Annotated in this window: 1 protein-coding gene; it reads left to right on the top strand. The window is 63.0% G+C overall.

Features of this window, described 5'->3' with window-relative positions; genetic code table 11:
- The coding region (locus AC1RPV_RS08255) for a multicopper oxidase domain-containing protein (protein WP_481764279.1) at nucleotides 1-235 on the top strand (235 nt) is incomplete at both ends.

The raw sequence follows: 235 nt of genomic DNA, 5'->3' as shown, positions 1-235 counted from the left end.
GATGGTGTCCCACCCATCACGCAGCAGCCGATCGGCCCCGGAGCGTCGTTCGACTACGACTTCACTGCCGACGCTCCTGGAACCTACTGGTTCCACCCGCACGTCGGCCCGCAACTCGACCGCGGACTTCAAGGACCGCTCATCATCGAAGACCCGAACGAACCGCTCAGCTATGACTACGACTGGGTACTCGTCCTCGATGACTGGCTCGACGGCGTCACCGCAACTCCTGACC

It is taken from the genome of Dellaglioa sp. CoH-55-MRSF-9 (assembly GCF_056782155.1).
The sequence above is the reverse complement of the archived record's forward strand: the minus strand, read 5'-3'. Positions and strand labels throughout refer to the sequence as shown.